At 64.3% G+C, this 15,835-nt stretch carries 12 protein-coding genes; 10 read left to right on the forward strand and 2 right to left on the reverse strand.

The features are described from left to right. Window positions 1–9 precede the first annotated feature (9 nt). Window positions 10–1,200 carry a pyridoxal phosphate-dependent aminotransferase gene (locus tag DQ397_RS12250; protein ID WP_043210850.1) on the forward strand — a complete coding sequence of 397 codons (1,191 nt, stop codon included), beginning with the start codon at window positions 10–12 and terminating at the stop codon, window positions 1,198–1,200. Next, window positions 1,193–2,608 carry an aldehyde dehydrogenase family protein gene (locus tag DQ397_RS12255; RefSeq protein WP_043210852.1) on the forward strand — a complete coding sequence of 472 codons (1,416 nt, stop codon included), beginning with the start codon at window positions 1,193–1,195 and terminating at the stop codon, window positions 2,606–2,608. The genes DQ397_RS12250 and DQ397_RS12255 overlap by 8 nt, the downstream gene beginning before the upstream one ends. A 125-nt stretch (window positions 2,609–2,733) precedes the next feature. On the opposite strand, the gene DQ397_RS12260 is transcribed toward DQ397_RS12255, so the two are convergent. Beyond that, on the reverse strand, window positions 2,734–3,174 hold the full coding sequence (locus tag DQ397_RS12260; RefSeq protein ID WP_043210854.1) for an Rrf2 family transcriptional regulator: 441 nt from the start codon (window positions 3,172–3,174) through the stop codon (window positions 2,734–2,736). A gap of 162 nt (window positions 3,175–3,336) precedes the next feature. Between DQ397_RS12260 and DQ397_RS12265 the strand changes: the two genes are divergently transcribed. The 6 genes from DQ397_RS12265 (at window position 3,337) to hemB (ending at window position 10,239) form a co-directional block, all read left to right on the forward strand. Continuing rightward, entirely contained in the window at window positions 3,337–4,938 is a 1,602-nt protein-coding gene (locus tag DQ397_RS12265; protein ID WP_043210857.1) for an ABC transporter substrate-binding protein, read from the forward strand. Window positions 4,939–4,965: 27 nt separating this feature from the next. Continuing rightward, window positions 4,966–5,928: an ABC transporter permease gene (locus DQ397_RS12270; protein WP_232111562.1), complete on the forward strand. Its 963-nt coding sequence runs from the start codon at window positions 4,966–4,968 to the stop codon at window positions 5,926–5,928. A gap of 3 nt (window positions 5,929–5,931) precedes the next feature. Next, window positions 5,932–6,759 carry an ABC transporter permease gene (locus DQ397_RS12275; RefSeq protein ID WP_043210859.1) on the forward strand — a complete coding sequence of 276 codons (828 nt, stop codon included), beginning with the start codon at window positions 5,932–5,934 and terminating at the stop codon, window positions 6,757–6,759. 2 nt (window positions 6,760–6,761) lie between these two features. Further along, complete coding sequence (locus DQ397_RS12280) at window positions 6,762–8,408, forward strand: ABC transporter ATP-binding protein (protein ID WP_148921554.1); 1,647 nt, start codon at window positions 6,762–6,764, stop codon at window positions 8,406–8,408. Further along, window positions 8,405–9,109 carry an NAD(P)H-dependent oxidoreductase gene (locus DQ397_RS12285; protein ID WP_043213957.1) on the forward strand — a complete coding sequence of 235 codons (705 nt, stop codon included), beginning with the start codon at window positions 8,405–8,407 and terminating at the stop codon, window positions 9,107–9,109. Before DQ397_RS12280 ends, DQ397_RS12285 begins: the two co-directional genes overlap by 4 nt. Window positions 9,110–9,267: 158 nt before the next feature. After that, entirely contained in the window at window positions 9,268–10,239 is a 972-nt protein-coding gene (gene hemB / locus DQ397_RS12290; protein ID WP_043213955.1) for a porphobilinogen synthase, read from the forward strand. An 83-nt stretch (window positions 10,240–10,322) separates the two neighbouring features. Here hemB and DQ397_RS12295 read toward each other — a convergent pair whose 3' ends face one another. Beyond that, window positions 10,323–11,438 carry a polyamine ABC transporter substrate-binding protein gene (locus DQ397_RS12295; protein WP_052352496.1) on the reverse strand — a complete coding sequence of 372 codons (1,116 nt, stop codon included), beginning with the start codon at window positions 11,436–11,438 and terminating at the stop codon, window positions 10,323–10,325. A gap of 315 nt (window positions 11,439–11,753) precedes the next feature. Between DQ397_RS12295 and DQ397_RS12300 the strand changes: the two genes are divergently transcribed. Together DQ397_RS12300 and DQ397_RS12305 are read left to right on the forward strand one after the other, a co-directional pair. Next, window positions 11,754–14,579, forward strand: a complete 2,826-nt coding sequence (locus tag DQ397_RS12300; RefSeq protein ID WP_148921555.1) for an ATP-binding protein — start codon at window positions 11,754–11,756, stop codon at window positions 14,577–14,579. Beyond that, a complete protein-coding gene (locus tag DQ397_RS12305) occupies window positions 14,566–15,759 on the forward strand; it encodes an EAL domain-containing protein (RefSeq protein WP_043213953.1) in 1,194 nt (397 codons plus the stop codon). The genes DQ397_RS12300 and DQ397_RS12305 overlap by 14 nt, the downstream gene beginning before the upstream one ends. Window positions 15,760–15,835: the final 76 nt, after the last annotated feature.

Here is a 15,835-nt window from a genome sequence, read left to right on the forward strand (position 1 = left end):
GAGACGCTCATGCGCTTTGCCAAGCTGACCCAACGCATCGCCGGCGACGGCGCCGCCGCCTGGGACATCCACTACCGCGCCCTGGCGATGCAGGCCGAGGGCAAGGACGTCCTGTTGCTGTCGGTGGGAGATCCGGATTTCGACACGCCGGCGCCCATCGTCGAGGCGGCCATCGATAGCCTGCGCGATGGCCACACCCATTATTCGGATGTACGCGGCAAGCTGGCCCTGCGCCAGGCCATTGCCCGTCGCCACCAGCAACGCAGCGGCCAGGCGGTGAGCGCCGACCAGGTCACGGTGCTGGCCGGTGCGCAGTGCGCGTTGTTCTGCGTGGCCCAGTGCGTGCTCGATCCAGGCGACGAGGTGATCGTCGCCGAACCCATGTACGTGACCTACGAGGCCGTGTTCGGCGCCTGTGGCGCGACGGTGGTGCCGGTGCCGGTCAAGCCTGAGAACGGGTTCCGCGTGTGCCCCGAGGATGTGGCGGCACGTATCACCCCGCGTACCCGTGCCTTGGCACTGAACAGCCCGCACAACCCTTCGGGCGCGAGCCTGCCGCGCGCCACCTGGGAGGCGCTGGCCGAGCTGTGCATCGCCCATGACCTGTGGCTGATCTCCGATGAGGTGTACAGCGAGCTTTTGTATGACGGCGAGCATGTCAGCCCCGGCAGCCTGCCGGGCATGGCCGAACGCACGGCGACCCTCAACAGCCTGTCCAAGTCGCACGCGATGACCGGCTGGCGGGTGGGCTGGGTGGTGGGTTCGACCGCGCTGGCGGGCCATCTGGAAAATCTGGCCCTGTGCATGCTCTACGGCTCCCCCGACTTCATCCAGGACGCTGCGGTGGCGGCACTGGAGCAACAGCTGCCGGAGCTTGAGGCAATGCGCCTGGCGTACCGCCAGCGCCGTGACCTGGTCTGCGAGCGTCTGGCTGGTTGCCCGGGCATCAAGGCGCTCAAGCCTGATGGGGGCATGTTCGTGATGGTCGATATCCGCGAAACCGGCCTCAGTGCCCAGGCCTTCGCCGACCGCCTGCTGGATAGTCAGGGTGTATCGGTACTGGCGGGCGAGGCCTTCGGCCCGAGCGCTGCCGGGCATATCCGCCTTGGCCTGGTGGTCGGTGCACAGGCGCTGGAAGAGGCGTGCCGACGCATCGCCCGGTGCGCCGCCGAACTGATGAAGGAGCAGACCCATGCGTGAGTACGCGCGGCTGTACATCGACGGCGCCTGGCAGGTGCCGAGCGGGCAGGGGATGGCCGAGGTCATCGACCCGGCCAGCGAAGTTGCCATCGGCCGTGTGCCGCTGGGTGACGAGCAGGATGTGGAGCGGGCGGTGAATGCGGCGCGAAGGGCGTTCGCTGAGTGGTCGCATACGCCATCGAGCCGGCGTGCAGGCTATATCCGTGCCTTGGCCGAGCAATTGCGTGCGCGGGCCGGAGAAATGGCCGATGTGATCACCAGCGAACTGGGCATGCCGGTGCAGTGGTGCCAGATGGTGCAGGTCGACGGGCCTGTCGAAGGGCTGGAGCAGTATGTCGAACTGGCTGGCTTGATGGATGAGGTGCGTGAAGTCGGTAACTCGCTGGTGTACCGCGAGGCGGTGGGCGTGTGTGCCTTCATCAACCCGTGGAACTACCCGCTGCACCAGATGATCGGCAAGCTGGCACCGGCCTTGGCTGCCGGTTGCACGGTGGTGGTCAAGCCGAGCCAGGAGACGCCGCTGCACGCCTTCTTGCTGGCTGAGATGATCGACGCCATTGGGCTGCCGGCCGGGGTGTTCAACCTGGTCAGCGGGCCGGGGTCGAAGGTGGGCGAGGCGCTGGCGCGGCATCCGCAGGTGGACATGGTGTCATTCACCGGCTCTACCGGCGCTGGGGTGCGGGTGTCCCAGGCGGCGGCGCCGACGGTCAAGCGGGTATGCCTCGAACTGGGCGGCAAGTCGCCGCTGCTGATCACCGCCGACGCCGACCTGGAAGCGGCGGTGCGCCATGGCGTGCAGGACGTGATGATCAACTCCGGGCAGACGTGCACGGCGTTGACCCGCATGCTGCTGCCGGTCGAGCGCTACGCCGAGGCCTTGGAGATCGCCTTGGCCGAGACGCGTGCGCTGGTCATGGGCGATCCGCGTGATCCGCAGAGTTTTCTGGGGCCGATGTGTTCGGCAGGGCAGCGGCGCACGGTGCTCGACTACATCCGCCTGGGGCAGGAAGAGGGCGCGCGGTTGCTGTGCGGTGGTGATTCGGCGCCTGGGCTGGAGCGTGGATTCTACGTTGCGCCGACGCTGTTCGCCGATGTCGACAACCGCATGCGCATCGCCCAGGAAGAGATCTTCGGGCCGGTACTGTGCCTGATCCCGTATGCCGATGAGCAGCAGGCCATTTCGATGGCCAACGACTCGCCGTTCGGCTTGTCCAGCGCCGTATGGGCGGGCGATCGCGAGCGTGGGCTGGCCTTGGCCCGACAGATGCGTGCCGGGCAGTGCTTCGTCAACGGTGGCGGGTTCAACTACCGGGCACCGTTTGGCGGCTACAAACAGTCCGGAAACGGGCGCGAGTGGGGCGAGGAGGGGTTGGGTGAGTTCATCGAAGTGAAGGCGGTTCAGCTCTGAGACCGGAGGGCTGCTGTGCAGCCCATTCGCGGGTAAACCCGCTCCCACAGCAACCTCGCTGCTTTAGGGCAACGGTGAACCTTTGGGAGCGGGTTTACCCGCGAAGAGGACGCGAAGGGGAAGGATCACCCCACCGCCACATCCTCCACGGGCCTGTCGAACGCCACGAACAATTGATCGGCCGTGATCGCCCCCAGATCCAGGCGCATGTTCGCCTCGAGCATGGCGAACAGACGGGTGAACACCTCGTACACCTTGCAGTGATCCTCCATCCCGGAAAACGGGTTGTCGATCTTCTCGGCGATCAATGAGCTTTCCTGCACCGCGTCGTACACCTCGCGCAGGGTGATTTCGCTGGCCGGGCGGGCCAGGGTCAGGCCGCCATGAGCGCCACGCCAGGACTTGAGAATGTCGGCCTTGACCAGTTGCGAGGCCAGGCTGCGCACGCGTGCCGGATGGACCTTGACCCACTTGGCGATGGTCTCCGTACGCAGTTTCTGCGGTGCGTTGGCGGCCACGAACGAGAGGATGTACGAGGCGGTGATCAGGCGAGTCGACTGGCTCATCGGCAAAGGTCCCTGGGTAAAAACCGAAGTCTACACCCCTGTGAAAATCTCACTTGGCAGGGGCGTGGCATTGAGTCTAATGTATTTGTCACGATGACAATTACAAATATTTGGTCGTCGGACGAACAAGACCTTTCCTGGCGGTTCAACAGAGGCGATGCCATGAGCGATAACAAGAACAAGATCACTCAAGCGATGCCCGATAGCGGCCTGCCGCGTCGGGATTTCCTCAAGTACAGCGCGGCGGCGGCCACCTTCGCCGGCGCCTTCTCGCTGGGCCTGCCGATGTCGGGCTGGGCCGAGGAGGGCACCCCTAAGGCCGGCGGCGTCCTGCGCATGGGCCTGGCGGGTGGCAGCACCACTGATTCCGGCGACCCAGGCTCGTGGAGCGATACGTTTACGTTTGTCGGGTTCTCGGCCGTATACAACACCCTGAGCGAAATCAGCGTCGACGGCACGGCGATTCCAGAGTTGGCCGAGCGCTGGGAGTCCAGCCCCGACGCCAAGGTCTGGACCTTCACCCTGCGCCAGGGCGTCACCTTCCACGATGGCAAGACCCTGGACGCCAACGATGTGGTCGCCTCGATCCAGCACCACCTGGGCGAAAAATCCACCTCGGCGGCCAAGACCGTGCTCGGCGATGTCGCCCAGGTCCGCGCCCAGGGCAACGACACCGTGGTGTTCGAGCTGCATTCGGGCAATGCCGACTTCGCCTATGTAGTCGCCGATTACCATCTGGTGATCATGCCGGCCAAGGACGGTGTGGCTGACTGGCGCTCCGGCAACGGCACCGGCGGCTACCGCCTCAAGCGCTTCGAGCCAGGCGTGCGCATGGACCTGGAGCGCAACCCGAACTACTGGAAGCCCGGTCGTGCGCATTTTGCCAGCGCCGAACTGCTGGCCATCGCCGATGGCGCTGCGCGGGTCAATGCCCTGGTCACCGGCCAGGTGGACGTGATCAACAAGGTCGATCTCAAGACCGTGGCGCTGCTCAAGCGCAACCCGCAGTTGGTGATCGAAGAGACCAAGGGCGCCCAGCACTACACCTTCCCCATGCTCTGCGACAGCACCCAGTTCAAGAACAACGACGTGCGTTTGGCGCTCAAGTACGCCATCGACCGCCAGGCCTTGTTGACTTCAGTGCTGCATGGCTACGGCCAGATCGGCAACGACCATCCGATCCAGCCGGGCAGCCGCTTCATCAACCCGGCGCTCGAACAGCGCGCCTACGACCCGGACAAAGCCCGTTTCCATCTGCGCCAGGCTGGGCTGGACGCGCTCAAGGTGCGTTTGCAGGCTTCGGACGCCGCCTATACCGGCGCGGTGGACGCTTCGGTGCTGTTCAAGGAGCAGGCGCGCAAGGCGGGTATCGACATCGATGTGGTGCGCGAACCGGCCGATGGCTTCTTCACCAACGTATGGATGAAGCAGCCGTTCACCACTTCGTTCTGGTACAGCAGCCTGACCGCCGACCGCATGTTCAGCATCGGCTATGCAAAAGGCGCAGCCTGGAACGAGACGCACTGGGACAACGCCCGCTTCAACCAGCTGCTCAATGCCGCCCGTGGCGAGATGAACGCGCCGCTGCGGCAGGAGATGTACAACGAAATGCAGGCCCTGTGCCGCGACGACGGCGGCGCCATCGTGCCGCTGTTCGCAAGCTCGGTGGCGGCGCGTTCGCGTCGGGTCACCCACGGCGGGGTCACCGCGCCCTATGGCGAACTCGATGGCCTGCGGCTGATCGAGCGCTGGTGGCAGGCCTGATCCCTTTCGTCACTGCACGAGGAGCCCATGGTGAATAGTCTTGGTTCATTACTCGCGCGACGCCTGGCCTTGGGCCTGCTGTCGCTGCTGGCCGTCTCGGTGATCATCTTCCTGGCCGTGGGCATGCTGCCTGGCGATGTCGCCCAGGCCATGCTCGGCCAGGCGGCCACCCCTGAAACCGTCGCGGCGCTGCGGGCACAACTGGGGCTGGACATGCCGGCCTGGAGCCGCTTCGGCCACTGGGCCTGGCAGCTGTTGCACGGTGATCTGGGTGTGTCGCTGGCCAACCAGCGGCCGATCGCAGAGCTGATCGGCGCGCGACTGGGCAACACCTTCAGCCTGGCGCTGCTGGCGGCGCTGGTCTCGGTGCCGTTGGCCTTGCTATTGGGCATGCTGGCGGCGCTGTACCGCAACAGTTGGTTCGACCGGTTGCTCAACACCAGTGCGCTGACGGCGGTGTCGTTTCCGGAGTTCTTCGTCGCCTACATCCTGATCCTGGTGTTCGCGGTGAAGCTGGCCTGGCTGCCGAGCATTTCCAACCTGTCGCCTGATGCCTCCCTGGGCGAAGTGCTGGAGCGCTCGTTGCTGCCGGTGCTGACCCTGGCCCTGGTGGTGGTCGCGCAGATGATGCGCATGACCCGTGCGTCGCTGATCAACCTGCTGGCCAGCCCCTACATCGAGATGGCCCGGCTCAAGGGCATCTCGCCGGCGCGAATCATCTTCCGCCATGCCTTGCCCAACGCCTTGGCGCCAATCATCAACGTGGTGGCGTTGAACCTGGCGTATCTGGTGGTGGGGGTGGTGGTGGTCGAGGTGGTGTTCGTCTACCCAGGCCTGGGCCAACTGCTGGTGGATTCTGTCGCCAAGCGCGACATCCCGGTGGTGCAGGCCTGCAGCCTGATCTTCGCCGCCACTTACATTCTGCTCAACACCAGTGCCGATGTGCTGTCGATCGCCAGCAATCCGCGCCTGATGCATCCGAAGGGGTAGCCGATGAGCCTGTTCAAGCAATTGCAGCGTGCGCCGCTGAGCGCCAAGTTCGGTTTGCTGGTGATCGTCCTGTATGTGCTGGTGGCGTTGTTTGCTCCGGTACTGGCGCCATTCGGCGAGACCGAGGTGGTGGGCGAGGGCTTCGCGCCCTGGGGCGGGCAGTTCCTGCTGGGCACCGACAACCTGGGTCGCGACATGTTCAGCCGTCTGGTCTATGGCGCGCGCAATACCTTGGGGATCGCTTTTCTGACCACTGCCCTGGCCTTTGCCGTGGGCGGCTTTTGCGGCCTGGTCGCGGCGATCAAGGGCGGCTGGATCGACCAGGGCCTGTCGCGCCTGGTAGATGTGTTGATGGCCATCCCGCAGTTGATCTTCGCCTTGCTGATCCTGAGCGTGGTCGGCACCACGGCCACTTCGCTGGTGCTGGTGATCGCGCTGCTCGATGCCACCCGGGTGTTCCGCCTGGCACGGGCGGTGGCAATGACAGTGGTGGTACAGGACTTCGTCGAGGCCGCGCGCCTGCGCGGGGAGGGACTGTGGTGGCTGGTCAGCCGCGAGGTGCTGCCCAATGCCGCAGCGCCGTTGATCGCCGAGTTCGGCCTGCGCTTCTGTTTTGTCTTTCTGTTCATCAGTGCCTTGTCGTTCCTGGGCCTGGGTATCCAGCCACCGACCGCCGACTGGGGCAGCATGGTGCGCGACAACGCCGTGTTGATCACCTTCGGGGACGTCAGCCCGCTGCTGCCGGCGCTGGCCGTGGCGCTGATCACCGTCAGCGTGAACTTCGTCGTGGACTGGGTGCTGCACACGGCCAGTGGCCTCAAGGAGTGCTGAACATGAGCCAATCATTGCTGGAAATCCGTAATCTGCGCATCGACGGCCACCACGACGATGCCTGGCACCCGCTGATCAAGGGCATCGACCTGACCCTGGCGCGAGGCGAGGTGCTGGGGCTGATCGGCGAATCGGGGGCGGGCAAATCGACCTTGGGCCTGGCGGCCATGGGCTACGTCCGCGACGGCTGTCGCATCAGCGGCGGCTCGGTGCGTTTCGATGGCCAAGAGCTGGTGGGCGCAGCGCCCGAGACCTTGCGCCGTCTGCGCGGCTTGCGCATCGCCTACGTGGCACAGAGCGCGGCAGCATCGTTCAACCCGGCCCATCGTTTGATCGACCAACACATCGAGACGGCGGTGAAGAACGGCGGCATCGACCGGGCCAAGGCCGAGGCCGAAGCGGTGGAGCTGTACCGGGTGCTGCGCCTGCCGGACCCCGAGCACATCGGTCAACGCTACCCGCACCAGGTCTCCGGTGGTCAACTGCAGCGGGTGATGACCGCCATGGCCATGGCCTGTCATCCGGACCTGATCGTCTTCGACGAGCCCACCACGGCCCTGGACGTCACCACCCAGATCGAAGTGCTGACGGCCATTCGCGATGCCGTGCGCACCTATGGCAGCGCCGCGCTGTACATCAGTCATGACCTGGCGCTGGTAGCCCAGATCGCCGATCGCATCATGGTGTTGCGTCACGGCAGCCTGGTGGAAGAGGCCCAGACCCGCGCCATGCTGCAAACCCCCACCCAGGACTACACCCGCTCGCTATGGGCGGTGCGCAGTTTCCACACCCAGCCCAAAGCGCGCCCACCCCAGGCCCAGCCCTTGCTTGAGGTGCGCAAGGCCAATGCCAGCTACGGCGCCCAGCCGGTGCTGCATGAGGTGTCGCTCACGCTGCATCGGGGCCAGACCCTGGCGGTGATCGGCGAGTCGGGCAGCGGCAAGAGCACCACCGCGCGGCTGATCACCGGCCTGTTGCCGGCCAGTAGTGGGCAAGTGCTGTACGACGGCCAGGCGCTGCCAGCGGACTATCGCCAGCGCAGCAAGGAGCAGTTGCGGCGGATCCAGATGATCTACCAGATCCCCGACACCGCCTTGAACCCCCGCCAGCGCATCGTCGACATCATCGGCCGTCCGCTGACCTTCTACCTGGGCCTCACGGGCAAGGCCTTGCGCCAGCGCGTGGCTGAGCTATTGGAGATGATCGAACTGGACCCGGCCAAGTACATGGACCGCCAGCCCCGCGAGCTATCCGGCGGGCAGAAGCAGCGCATCTGCATCGCCCGGGCCCTGGCGGCCGAGCCTGAGCTGATCATCTGCGACGAAGTCACCTCGGCCCTCGATCAACTGGTGGCCGAGGGCGTGCTCAAGCTGCTTGATCGCATCCAGCGGCAACTGGGCGTTTCCTACTTGTTCATCACCCACGACGTGGCCACGGTACGCGCCATTGCCGACGAAGTGATGGTGATGCAACGCGGCCGAGTGGTCGATCACGGCAGCCGCGAGGCCATCTTCTCGCCGCCGTATCGCGACTACACCGGGCTGCTGTTCTCCTCCGAACCGGAAATGGACCCTGACTGGCTCGACCGCCTGCTGGCCCGCCGCGCCGGAGACTCCAACCTGCAACCTGTGCAAGGACAACCTTCATGAATGTACTGATCGTCCACGCTCATCCCGAGCCGCAATCCTTCACCGCCGCCCTGCGTGACCAGGCGGTGGAAACCTTCAAGGCCCAGGGGCACCAGGTGCAGGTCAGCGACCTGTACGCGATGGGCTGGAACCCGGTGGCCAGCGCCGAGGACTTCGGCAAACGCGAAAACCCCGACTACCTGGTCTATGCCTTGGAGCAGCGCCTGGGCGTCAAGAGCGGTTCGATCGCCCCGGACATCCAGGCCGAGCTGGACAAGTTGCTGTGGGCGGACCTGCTGGTGCTCAACTTCCCGATCTTCTGGTTCTCGGCGCCGGCCATGCTCAAGGGCTGGATCGACCGGGTGCTGGTGTCCGGTGTGTGCTATGGCGGCAAGCGTTTCTACGACCAAGGCGGGCTGGTGGGCAAGAAAGCGCTGGTCACCGTGACCCTTGGCGGGCGCGAGCACATGTTCGGCGAAGGGGCGATTCATGGTCCGCTGGAAGACATGCTCCGGCCGATCCTGCGCGGCACCTTGGCGTACGTGGGGCTGGAGGTGCTGCCGCCGTTCGTGGCCTGGCACGTGCCTTACATCAGCGATGAAGCACGCAAGGGCTTTTTGCGCGACTACCAGCAGCGCCTGGAGCACCTGTCGGACGACCTGCCGCTTGAGTTCCCCAAGCTTTCGCAATTCGACGAGGCGCTGTACCCGCTGGCCAAATGATTGCGACCGATTGTCGCTGAGCGGACGCCGGGGAGGGCGGCGCAGGCCGTCTGCCCCGGTTTGTTGCCCGGCGCGCAACAGATATTCTTTGCGTCAAGACTTTTCAGTGGCGGCCCTACGACTTAAGGTGGCAGCAAGCAAAACTGTCTGGAGCTCCAATGTCGAACTTCCCCACTGTCCGCCCTCGTCGCCTGCGGCAGAACGAATCCCTGCGTACGCTGTTCCAGGAGACCGAATTTCGCCTTGACGATTTGATCCTGCCGATCTTCGTCGAAGAGGGTATCGATGATTTCGTCCCGATCACCAGCATGCCGGGGGTCAACCGCATTCCTGAGAAGATGCTCGCCCGTGAAATCGAGCGTTATGCCCGTGCCGGTATCAAGTCGGTGATGACCTTCGGCGTTTCGCATCACCTGGATGCCACGGGCAGCGACACCTGGAACGAAAACGGCCTGGTGGCGCGCATGGCGCGCATCTGCAAGGACACGGTGCCGGAAATGGTGGTGATGTCCGACACCTGCTTCTGTGAATACACCAGCCACGGCCATTGCGGCGTGCTGCACGATCACGGCGTGGACAACGATGCCACCCTGGCCAACCTGGGCAAGCAGGCGGTGGTGGCCGCGGCGGCCGGTGCCGACTTCATCGCCCCGTCGGCGGCGATGGACGGCCAGGTCCAGGCGATCCGCAGCGCCCTGGACGGCGCAGGCTTCCATGACACCGCGATCATGGCCTACTCGACCAAGTTCGCTTCCTCGCTCTACGGCCCGTTCCGCGAGGCCGGCGGCACCGCACTCAAGGGTGACCGCAAGAGCTACCAGATGAACCCGATGAACCGCCGCGAGGCCGTACGCGAGTCGTTGCTCGACGAGCAGGAAGGGGCGGATGTGCTGATGGTCAAGCCGGCCGGTGCCTACCTGGATGTCATTGCCGACATCCGCGCCGCCTCGCGCTTGCCGTTGGCGGCGTATCAGGTCAGCGGCGAGTACGCGATGATCAAGTTCGGTGCTTTGGCCGGTGCCATCGACGAAGCCCGCGTGGTGCGTGAGAGCATCGGCTCGATCAAGCGTGCTGGTGCGGACCTGATCCTGACCTACTTCGCGATGGACCTGGCGCGCGACGGTATCTGAGCCCTCGGGGCCGCGCTGCGGCCCTTTCACAGGTTCGCGGCTCAAGCCGCTCTGCAGGAACGGCGTTGCCCTGCGGATTCGCATCAGGTCCCGTTCTTGATCTTGCTCCAGGTCCGTGTGCGCATCCGCTCGTATTTGAGCGGCAACGTCTCCAGGGTGAACAACGTGCCCATCACCTCAGCCGGTGGATAGACCGCCGGGTCTTTCAACAGCCGTGGATCGACCAGGGACAGTGCGTCCTTGTTGCCGTTGGGGTAGCCCACATAGTCGGATGACTTGGCCACCACCTCCGGACGCATCATGTAGTTGATGAAGGCGTGCCCCTGTTCGGGGTGCGGGGCGTCCTTGAGCACCACCATGTTGTTGATCCACATGGGCGCGCCCTCGCGGGGGATGCTGTAGGTCACCTGCACGCCATTGTTGGCCCGCTCGGCCGCCTGCTTGGCGCTGTACACCGAGCCGCCCCAGCCTACCACCACGCAGATGTCGCCATTGGCCAGGTCCGTGGTGAACTTCGACGAATCGAAATAGCGCACATAGGGACGGATGCCCTGCAGCAGTTCCTCGGCCTTGCGGTAGTCGTCCGGGTTGCGGCTGTTGGCGGGCAGGCCAAGGTAGTGCAGGGCGATCGGCAGGATCTCCACCGGCGCATCGAGCATGGCCACGCCACAGGCGCTTAGCTTTTCGATGTTCTCCTTGCGCAGCACCAGGTCCCAGGAATCCACCGGCGCGTCCTTGCCCAGCAGTCGGGTCACCTTAGCCTTGTCGTAGCCGATACCGGTGGTGCCCCACATGTAAGGCACCGCGTAGCGATTGCCCGGGTCGTTGGTGGCGAGCTTGCGCATCAGCTGCTCGTCCAGGTGCGAGCGGTTGCCCAACTGGGCGAGGTCCAGCGGCGCGAGCACACCGGCCTTGATGAAGTTGGGCAGCAGGTCGTCGGGCACCATCACCACGTCATACCCGCTATGGCCGGCCATCAGCTTACTTTCCATGACTTCGGCGTTGTCGAAGGCATCCAGCACCAAGGTCGTGCCGGTGGCCTGCTCGAAGGCCTTGGGCGTTTCCGGTGCCAGGAAGTCGGACCAGTTGTAGAAATGCACGGTGGGTGCACCGGCGGCGACGGCATCGAGGCTGAGGAGCCCGGCCAGGCCGAGCGTGGCCAGGCGACGGCCGAGGGCTGGGGGACGTACGAGCTGCATTTGTAATCCTTGTTATCGCGCTGCAAAAGGGGTAGGGCGAATGTAGGCGCGTACCGAATGCTTTCCTATCCCGTCGAAGGGTTAACCCCTGGGGTAGGGGAGACTGGCATTGTCCTCAGGCGAAGTCAGCACATTAGGATTCGTCTCATGGGGCGCCGGATGGCCTGGCCTTAACCTTGAGGCTTTGATCGACGCTTGCTCGAGCCGTGGACTGGCAAGAAGAGGAGCCAGACCCATGGGAGATGGCAGGCAGTATGCGTCGGAACTAAGGATCGTCTGATGTCCATTGGCCAGCTCGAATCTTAGATTCGGCGGATGAGATTAAAAAGCTACCTGTTGCAGATCAGCCCTTTGCTTTCCAGTCCCGAAGCCGTCCGCCGACTGCTTCGGGTGTTCGCGATGGTGCTGTCGGTCGGCATCCTCAGCGGTGCCTACAACTTCCTGCTGTTCACCTTCAATAACGACATTTCCCAACGCCGCGGCTACATGAGCAGTGCCATCGCCGAGGCGCACACCTTCTTCACCACCCGCGAAGCATTGCTCGAAAGCCTGAGCCTGTCGGCCGTGCGCAAGGGCTGGCAGGCCGAGCCGCTGGTCTACCTGCCGTCCTTCGAGGAGGTTCACCTGCAACTAGGCGATGCGGCCGGCAAGCAGTGGAGCATCTGGTTGACCCGACGCATGTGCGACTACCTCAGGGCACAGCAGGTCAGTCTTTTGTATGTGGGTAATGGGGCGCATGACCACGGCGTGCGCCTGTCCAGCCCGTCCGGCGCAGAGCCGGCGTTGCCTCGCCGCATCCTCGAGCAATTGCAGGCGTTGCGCGACGACGATGGCTCACCGCTACAAGAACTGTGGCTGACCGATCAGGATCAACAGGCCACGCACCTGTATATCTTCAAGCGCCTGGACGAAGAGGATGCCGATTCCGGCTGGCTGGGCCTGGAGATGGACAGCCGGGCCGTGTCGGCAGCGCTGAGCGACCAGAGCGCCGGCGAATTCATGATGCTCAACGCCGATGAAATGCTGGTGTTCAGCAACATGCCGGGCGCGCGCTTGAGCCGATCGCTGCTGGAGCGCCGGGGCGACAATTTTTTCGGTTTCGTCGGCGACGGCCTGTTTCCGGATCATCTGGTCATCCGCAAGAACCTGATGTCCTCGGACTGGCAGCTGGTCTATTCGATCGATCTTGTCGACGTATTGCAGGGGCTGTGGAAGCAGTTGCTCGGCACTTTGCTGTTCTGTCTGCTCAATATTTTATTGATCGTGCTGTTGCTGCGCCGCTTCGAGCAGCGCCTGATCACCCCGACCATCCATCGGATCCAGGCGCTGATCGAAAGTGAGGCGTTCAGCCGTGACGTGATCCAGGCCGCGCCGGTGGCGCTGTGCGTACTGCGCCGCAGTGACGGTCAGATGGTGCTGGAAAATTCGTTGGCCCAGCAGTGGCTGGGCAAGGGATTGGACCGGGAGATCCTCTGCCCAGGCTGGATCCGCCAGGCATTCGACGCGCCCGAAGCTCCCCATGGCGAGACCTTCGAGACCTCAAGCGGTCGTCACCTGCACCTTAGCAGTGTGCCCACCCGCTACAAAGGAGAGGATGTGCTGCTATGTGCTTTCAATGACGTCACCGCCAGCAAGCAGGTGGAGGCGGCGCTCAAAGCGGCGCGGCAATCGGCGGATGCGGCCAACGAAGCCAAGACACTGTTTCTGGCCACCATGAGCCATGAGATCCGGACACCGCTGTATGGCGTGCTGGGGACGCTGGAGCTGTTGTCGCGTACACATTTGGATGCCCAACAGCGCGACTACCTGCAAGCGCTCGAAGGCTCTTCGGCCACCTTGTTGCAGTTGATCTGCGATGTGCTGGATGTCTCGAAAATCGAAGCCGGCCAGTTGGCCCTCGAGGTCAGTGAGTTTTCCCCGCTGGAGCTGGTGCACGAGGTGATCCAGGGCTACAGCGCCGCGGCCCTGGGCAAGGGCCTGGAGCTCTATGCCTGCCTCGATCCGCAACTGCCGCTGCGGCTGTTGGGGGATCGTGCGCGCATCCGGCAAATCCTGAATAACCTGCTGAGCAACGCCGTCAAGTTCACCGACTATGGCCGCGTTGTGCTGCGTGTGCGCCTGTCGCACCGGGAGGGAGAGCGTTCCTGTCTGCTGTGGCAGGTCGCCGACACCGGGCGTGGCATCGCCGAGGAAGAACACCCATTGATCTTCGACCCGTTCTACCAGACCGCAGGCAACATCCAAGGGGTGGCGGGTACTGGCCTGGGCCTGCCGATCTGCCAGCGCCTGACGCAATTGATGAACGGCCAGATGCGTATGGTCAGCGAACTCGGCTTGGGCACCAGCTTCACCTTGCTGTTGCCGCTGGAGGAGTCCTTGCGCACCCACGAGGCGGCTTTGCCCTGCAACCTGTTGGCCGAGCGCATCCATGTGGTGTCGCCGCTGCGCGAGCTGGCCGAGAGCCTGGCAGGGTGGTTGCGGCGCTGGGGCGCGCGGGCCCAGGTCGGGCAGCCGGTATCGATGAGTGCAGGCGGGGTCCTGCTCGAGGCGCATCCCGGCAGGTTGGACACTCAGCTGGTGCCGCAATGGAATGGACGCCGGGTATTAGCCAGCGCCGATGGCTGCAGCGAACCGCGCCAGGACGGCGAAAGCTGGCACGTCAACCTCAGCCACCTGGTCGCATTACACCAGGCCATCTGCCAGGCCCAAGGGCTTTGGGTGGCAGGTGATCAGACGCGCAGCGCTGGCCCGCAGATCCGCCACCTTGGCCTGAGCATTCTGGTGGCCGAGGACAACATCATCAACCAGTTGATCCTGCGTGATCAGCTCGAAGAACTCGGCTGCACCGTAGTGCTCGCTGGCGACGGCGAGCAGGCCCTGCGCTGCTGGGATCAGGGGGCGTTCGATGTGGTGCTGAGCGACGTCAACATGCCCCGGGTCAACGGCTACGAACTGGCCAGAACCCTGCGCCGGCGAGGCTGCACCGTACCCATCGTCGGTGCCACGGCAAATGCCCTGCGCGGGGAGGAGGAGCTGTGCGTGGCCGCCGGCATGAATCACTGCCTGGTCAAGCCCTTCACGTTGCAGACGCTGTACCACTGCCTGGCCGCCTACCAAGGAAACGCCCATGAGAGCCTTTGAAATCCTCATCGTCGAGGACCACCCGTTCCAGTGCATGTACCTGCAGCACCTGTTCAATGAACTGGGCGAGCTGCGTGTGGACACCGCCCGGGACGGCACTGAGGCGCTGTTGCGCCTGCAGCAGCGCGACTATGACCTGATCCTTACGGACCTGTTGATGCCAGGCATGGACGGTGTGCAGTTCATCCAGCACCTGGCCGCACTGCCAGGCAGGACAGGCCTGGCGATCATGAGCGCGGCATCACGGCGGATGCTGATGGCCGCAAGCTTGGCGGCCAAACATCTTGGCGTGGACGTGGTGGGGTTGTTGTCCAAGCCTGTCACGCCCGAGGCGCTAAGGGCTGTCGTCGAGCAACTGCGCGAGCAGCGGCGAACACCCGCCCATGCCACACCGCAGGCAGTCGATTATGACCGCCAGACTTTGCTCGAAGCCCTGAACAACCGGGCGTTCCAGGCCTGGTTCCAACCCAAGAAGTCTTTAAGCACCGGCCGTATCGTCGCCGCCGAGGCCCTGGTGCGCTGGATACATCCCGAGCACGGTGTGCTGTTGCCAGGGGCATTTCTGCCAGCGCTCAGGGCCTTCGATCTGGAGGAGCGCCTGTTGTGGTCGATGCTCAAGCAGAGCCTGGACGCCCAGGCCCAATGGCGCGCCCGGGGTTATGACTTGCCCGTGTCGATCAACCTGCCGACCCACCTGCTCAACAGTCATGACCTGGCTGACCGTCTGCTGGAATTCGTATTGCACCATGGGGGCAACCCAGCCCGGATCTGCTTCGAGCTGATGGAATGCTCCGTTCCTGACGAGGTGAGCAACTACTACGCGGGCGCCTGCCGTCTGCGCATCAAGGGCTTCGGCCTTTCACAGGATGATTTCGGCAAGGGCTACAGCTCTTACATGAATCTGGTGTCTACGCCGTTCACCGAGCTCAAGATCGATCGCGCGTTGGTGCAGGGCTGCCACGAGAACGACAACCTGGCCTGCGCCCTGGCCAGCATTGTCGCCCTTGGCCGCCGGCTGGGCCTTAACGTGGTGGCCGAAGGTGTGGAGAAACCTGAGGAACTGGCTTTGCTGCGCCGGCTGGAGTGCAGCCATGTGCAGGGCTTCCTGATTTCCCATGCGGTGTCCCTGGACCAGTTCCTGCATTTGCTGAAGGTCGATGGACCGGCAATGAGCCATTAATCGGACCTGGCGCAACGCTCGCGCCTAGCTTAGGAGGTAGACTCCCACCCTTACGCGTATTGCTGGCCCACGGACC

This window comes from Pseudomonas sp. CK-NBRI-02 (genome assembly GCF_008124495.1).
Taxonomy (GTDB): domain Bacteria; phylum Pseudomonadota; class Gammaproteobacteria; order Pseudomonadales; family Pseudomonadaceae; genus Aquipseudomonas; species Aquipseudomonas guariconensis.